Here is a 4861-nt window from a genome sequence, read left to right on the forward strand (position 1 = left end):
AATTGCAATAAATCTTCAGAATTGATTGGAATTTCACGAGGATTATAATCTTCAACACGTTCTTTTTGATCTTCATATGCAATTAAGGATATGCTGCCTGTTGGACAAATAGCTAAACAATGCCCACAGTCAAAGCAATCACCGTTATCCACTTCAACCGCTTTCTTATCAATAATTTCAATATTGTCCCTAATGCATACGGTTTCACATAATTTACATCCAGTGCAAGTTTCAGTATTAATATCAAGTTTCATCTAACCACTAAAATATTATTTATAAATGCAATATTAAAACTTTATCGATTTAAGTTTTAAAATTAAAAAAGAGTTTAAACTGAAAAATAGTCTAAATAACAATTAAAAGAGATAAAAAAATAGTTAAAAAGAAAAAAAGAAAAAAAGAATTATAATAATTCTTTTACAGCAGCTTTAACATCATCTAAACTTTCAGTTGGCTCGAATCTTCTTACAACATTTCCTTCTCTGTCAACTAAAAACTTAGTGAAGTTCCATTTGATGTCATCATTGTCCTTATAATGTCTGTCCATTACCTTAAGGACCATTTTCAATTTTCTAGCTCCATCCCCAGTGATGTCTTTAAATGGTTGCTCTTGCTTTAAGTAAGCGTATAATGGCTCTTCTTTTTCACCATTCACTTCAATCTTTTCAAAGATTGGATAAGGAACCAAATACTCACTGCGGCAGGTAGCTGCAATTTCCTCTCCAGTACCAGGAGCTTGATTACCAAATTGGTTGCATGGGAAATCTAAAATGACAAATCCTTCATCCTTGAATTCATTGAAGATCTCATTCAATTCAGTGTATTGTGGAGTGAAACCACATTTGGTAGCAGAGTTGACAATTAACAATACTTTTCCTTTGTATTCACTTAAGGAAACCATGTTTCCTTGAGTGTCTTTTACTTCAAAATCATAAATTGACATTATATCACCTAATTTACATTTATTAACATTTAAGTGAATAAAAATCTGTTAATATTATTAATTATCTTTAAACGATTTAAATCTTTCTATTTTACGAAATAAATAATTTAATAGGTTAATAATTAAATCAGTTAATGTATAAGGTTAAAAATCTAAAAAAACTAAAATTTTAGTTTATTCTATAAATGAAGCTAACTCTTCATCAAATTCATCATGTTTAACTTGTTTTGTAACAAGAGTTAATGTTTTTAAAGGAGCTTTGCCCACATATTTCTCCATTTGTTCAATTGCACCTTCAAAACCGCTTCCACCTGCAGTTACAAAGAATTTTACATCGTTGAACTTTCCTTGATTTTGCTTAATGTATGAAATCATAGGGTTTGCAGCTTTTCCAGCCCATACAGGAACTCCTAAATAAACCAAGTCATAATCTGAAACATCATGTTCGAATGGTCCTAAATCAATGATCTTTTCTGAAATGGCATCCTTTCCACCACGTGCAAAACCGATTTTGCCATCATATTTCACTTGAGAAACGATTTCTTCAATATCTGCACCAGTTTCTGCTGCAATAGCTTCTGCCAATTTTTTTGTAACTTCTGTTCTTGAATAATAAGCAACTAAAATACTCACGATATCACCTTATTGTTTTTAATTAATTTCATATTATTTATTTTTCTAATATTAATTTGAAAATAATATGATAAAAGTCTTTAGTTTACAAAGTTAATCAATAATTAGAATAATTTATAAATTTCAAATATAGAAATAAGAATAAGAACAAAAAATTGTTTTTTTAAAATTATAGGAGAATGAAAATGTTATTTATTTACTACCCAAGATGCAGTACATGCCAAAAGGCAAAGAAATGGTTAGATGAAAATGGATTCGAATATAATGAACAGCATATTGTTGAAGACAACCCAGATTTTGATCAATTGAAGGCATTATATGAGAAAAGTGGACTACCTCTCAAGAGGTTCTTCAACACTAGTGGTAAAATTTACAGAGAGATGCAATTAAAAGACAAGTTGCCTGAAATGAGTGAAGAAGAACAATTGAAGATTTTATCTAGTGAAGGCATGCTTGTAAAACGTCCAATAATTGAGACTGATGTTGTATGTCTTACTGGATTTAGAGAAAAAGAGTGGGAAGAGAAATTAAAATAATCTAATTTCTCCACTATTTAATTTTTTTACTTATTTTTTTATTATTTTTTATTATTTTTTTACAATTAATTTTTAAATTAAAATTAAGAATATAATTTGCATTTTCAAAATTATTATTTTAAAAACCTAATTTTTATGTTTCAAAATAATTATTTGATTTTATATTTTTCAATTCCTATTTTTAATGCATTCAATCCTTCAAGCAACAATTCTTGTGGACAGGCAATATTCATTCTTAAGAAATCATCACCATTTTGTCCAAATTGAACTCCAGGAGATAGGAATAAACCTACATTTTCCCTTAAGAATTCGGACAAATCATTTGAAAATCCATCTTCAAAATCCCCAATGTTTAACTGACTGCAATCCAACCATAAAAGATATGTTGCATTTGCAGGAACCAATTTTATTTCAGGAATTTCACTTTTTAAGAATTCATCAACAATCATCTTATTCTTAAATAGAACTTCTCTCAATTCATTTAGCCAATCTTCACTTTTATATGCTGCAATTGTAGCATCTATTGAGAATATGTTCGGATGATTGAAGTAATCAAGAGCTAATTGCCGTCCCAATATTTCATAAAGTTCCTTGTTTCTAGTGAAGACTGCAGAACTTTGGAGCCCTGCAATGTTGAATGTTTTGCTTGGTGAGATGCAAGTAAAGCTATTGTTTGATAGTTTTTCATCCAAAGATGCGAAAGGGACATATTTCAAATCAGGATCAGTCAAATCGCAATGGATTTCATCAGATACAACAATGACATTGTGCTTGTTTGCTAAAGCAGCTATCTTTTCAAGACTTTCCTCATCCCAAATCTTTCCAATAGGATTATGTGGATTGCACAAAAGCATTAGCTTGGTCTTTGGGTCCTTGAATTTTTCTTCCAAATCATCAAAATCAATTGTGTAAGCAGTTTCCACATCATCTGATTTTGGATCGTAAATCAATTGATTTTCAACCACATTCCTGTCATTATCCAAGATTACATAAAAGAATACATGATAAACAGGAGTTTGAATTAAGACATTGTCTCCCACATCAGTAAATGCACGGATGATACTTGCGATTGAAGGCATGACCCCTGTTGCAAATAGCAATTCATCCTTTTGCATTTTAAGACCATATTTCTTCCACCAATTGACATAGGAATCAAAAACATCATCATTTACAAAAGAGTAAGCATAAACTCCGTGCTTTGCTTTCCTATTTACTGATTCATAAATGAATGGAGCTGCATAAAAATCCATATCTGCAACCCACATTGGATATTCATCATCAAACAAGTCCCATTTCAGTGAATTGGTGTTTTTTCTATCGATTATTGAATCAAAGTTGTATTTCATAAAATTCATCCTAAGCTCTTAAAATTTTATAAGTAATAGATTAAGATTTTTAAAGTTAATAAGTTTCATAATGTATTCTGGACTCATCAAACTTATCCATAAACTTATTTTCCCAACCATCTGCAGGATAACCAAGAGTGATTATGCAGAATGGCTTTAAATTATCATCTTTTGGCAAGCCAACAATCTCTCCGATGGCATTCATTCTTTCCTCTTCAGGAGCGACACCATTCCATAAACCGCCTAAACCGAGATTGACAGCTTCAAGAAGCATGTTTTCAGCTGCTGCACTCATATCCTGTTGCCATACCAATTTATAAAAAGACCTTTCAATATTTGCAATCAAAAGAATGGCTACTGGTGCATTGGTTACACGAGGTTTGATTTCTCCAATCTTAGCAAGTGTTTCCTTATTTTTTATTACCAAAAATTCCCAAGGTTCTGCACCTAATCTGCTTCCAGGTGCCTGCATGGCGGATTTTAATATCTTTTCTATTTTTTCATCTTCCACTTCTTTATCCGCATACTCTCTTATGCTACGTCTTGTTCTAATTACTTCATCAAAATCCATATTAACACCTATGTTTTTTATAATTATATTTAATATGATATAATTTTTAATAGTTTAAATAATTTTTTAAAAAAGAAAATCATAAAAAAATTGAATTTTAATCAAACACTAATCGAAATAAATGAAATCATAAAAATTTATTAAAAAATAATAATTTTTATATACATTTAATAATAGAATATAAAATAATTCAAACTAATGAGGTGAAAAAATGGAATCATATAAAATTATGTCAATTATTTCCATTATTATTGGTTTAATATTCATAATATTCCCAATGTTTAGTGCTAATCTAATTTCCATCCTTATTGGTGCAAGTGTATTCATTTTCGGTATACTCTTAGCATACACTGGAGTGATTTCTAAAGACATTTCACCAGCATATTCAACCGTTGCAGCAATATTTGGTGTTGTAATGATCATTTTAGGATTAGCATTCATATTTGGAACCAATGCAATTTCCTTCCTAGTCGGATTACAATTCTATATCGTAGGATTTATGTTGATTGTAGCAGCCGTACTCGGATTACTTGGAGGATCAACCTTTAATAAGACTGGTTCTATAATCAGTTTAGTATTAGGAATAGTTGTTTTATTCGTTGCAATGTTTGCATCAAACAATCCTATATTAATCACTATCATTATAGGTATTGTATTAATAGTTTATGGTGTAACTGGCTATTTGCGAACAGAAGTAATTTAAAAAAATAATTATTTCTTTTATTTTTTTCTTTTTTTCTAATTTTTTATATTTATCAATTTTTTTATATTTTCTATTATTTTCTATATTTTCTATTTTTAAAAATTAACATTAAAATGAGCTTATAATTTT

Annotated in this window: 7 protein-coding genes; 2 read left to right on the forward strand and 5 right to left on the reverse strand. The window is 29.5% G+C overall.

Features of this window, described 5'->3' with window-relative positions; translation table 11 throughout:
• From ACKI67_RS07070 to ACKI67_RS07080, 3 genes are all read right to left on the reverse strand, one after another.
• The coding region (locus ACKI67_RS07070; protein ID WP_407462761.1) for an ATP-binding protein at positions 1-254 on the reverse strand (254 nt) is incomplete at its 3' end.
• Positions 255-403: 149 nt separating this feature from the next.
• Positions 404-943 carry a glutathione peroxidase gene (locus tag ACKI67_RS07075; protein WP_407462762.1) on the reverse strand — a complete coding sequence of 180 codons (540 nt, stop codon included), beginning with the start codon at positions 941-943 and terminating at the stop codon, positions 404-406.
• A 174-nt stretch (positions 944-1117) separates the two neighbouring features.
• Positions 1118-1576 (reverse strand): flavodoxin family protein, encoded by a 459-nt coding sequence (locus tag ACKI67_RS07080; RefSeq protein ID WP_407462763.1) that lies wholly within the window; start codon positions 1574-1576, stop codon positions 1118-1120.
• Between the two features lie 185 nt (positions 1577-1761).
• Here ACKI67_RS07080 and ACKI67_RS07085 point away from each other — a divergent pair, with 185 nt between their 5' ends.
• Positions 1762-2112, forward strand: a complete 351-nt coding sequence (locus ACKI67_RS07085; protein ID WP_407462764.1) for an arsenate reductase family protein — start codon at positions 1762-1764, stop codon at positions 2110-2112.
• Positions 2113-2261: 149 nt separating this feature from the next.
• Here the strand turns inward: ACKI67_RS07085 and ACKI67_RS07090 are convergent, their stop codons facing one another.
• Together ACKI67_RS07090 and ACKI67_RS07095 are read right to left on the reverse strand one after the other, a co-directional pair.
• Positions 2262-3467, reverse strand: coding sequence for a MalY/PatB family protein (locus tag ACKI67_RS07090; RefSeq protein WP_407462765.1), 1206 nt, complete (start codon positions 3465-3467; stop codon positions 2262-2264).
• 46 nt (positions 3468-3513) lie between these two features.
• Complete coding sequence (locus ACKI67_RS07095) at positions 3514-4029, reverse strand: nitroreductase family protein (RefSeq protein WP_407462766.1); 516 nt, start codon at positions 4027-4029, stop codon at positions 3514-3516.
• Between the two features lie 211 nt (positions 4030-4240).
• Between ACKI67_RS07095 and ACKI67_RS07100 the strand changes: the two genes are divergently transcribed.
• A complete protein-coding gene (locus ACKI67_RS07100) occupies positions 4241-4732 on the forward strand; it encodes a DUF308 domain-containing protein (protein ID WP_407462767.1) in 492 nt (163 codons plus the stop codon).
• Positions 4733-4861 lie beyond the last annotated feature (129 nt).

The sequence above is a fragment of the Methanobrevibacter sp. genome (assembly GCF_045577275.1).
Lineage (GTDB): Archaea > Methanobacteriota > Methanobacteria > Methanobacteriales > Methanobacteriaceae > Methanobrevibacter.

Bases quoted from the DNA above. Each gene is read 5' to 3' on its own strand.
- ACKI67_RS07075 (WP_407462762.1), bottom strand. From the start codon at position 943: ATGTCAATTTATGATTTTGAAGTAAAAGACACTCAAGGAAACATGGTT.
- ACKI67_RS07085 (WP_407462764.1), top strand. From the start codon at position 1,762: ATGTTATTTATTTACTACCCAAGATGCAGTACATGCCAAAAGGCAAAG.
- ACKI67_RS07090 (WP_407462765.1), bottom strand. From the start codon at position 3,467: ATGAATTTTATGAAATACAACTTTGATTCAATAATCGATAGAAAAAAC.
- ACKI67_RS07095 (WP_407462766.1), bottom strand. From the start codon at position 4,029: ATGGATTTTGATGAAGTAATTAGAACAAGACGTAGCATAAGAGAGTAT.
- ACKI67_RS07100 (WP_407462767.1), top strand. From the start codon at position 4,241: ATGGAATCATATAAAATTATGTCAATTATTTCCATTATTATTGGTTTA.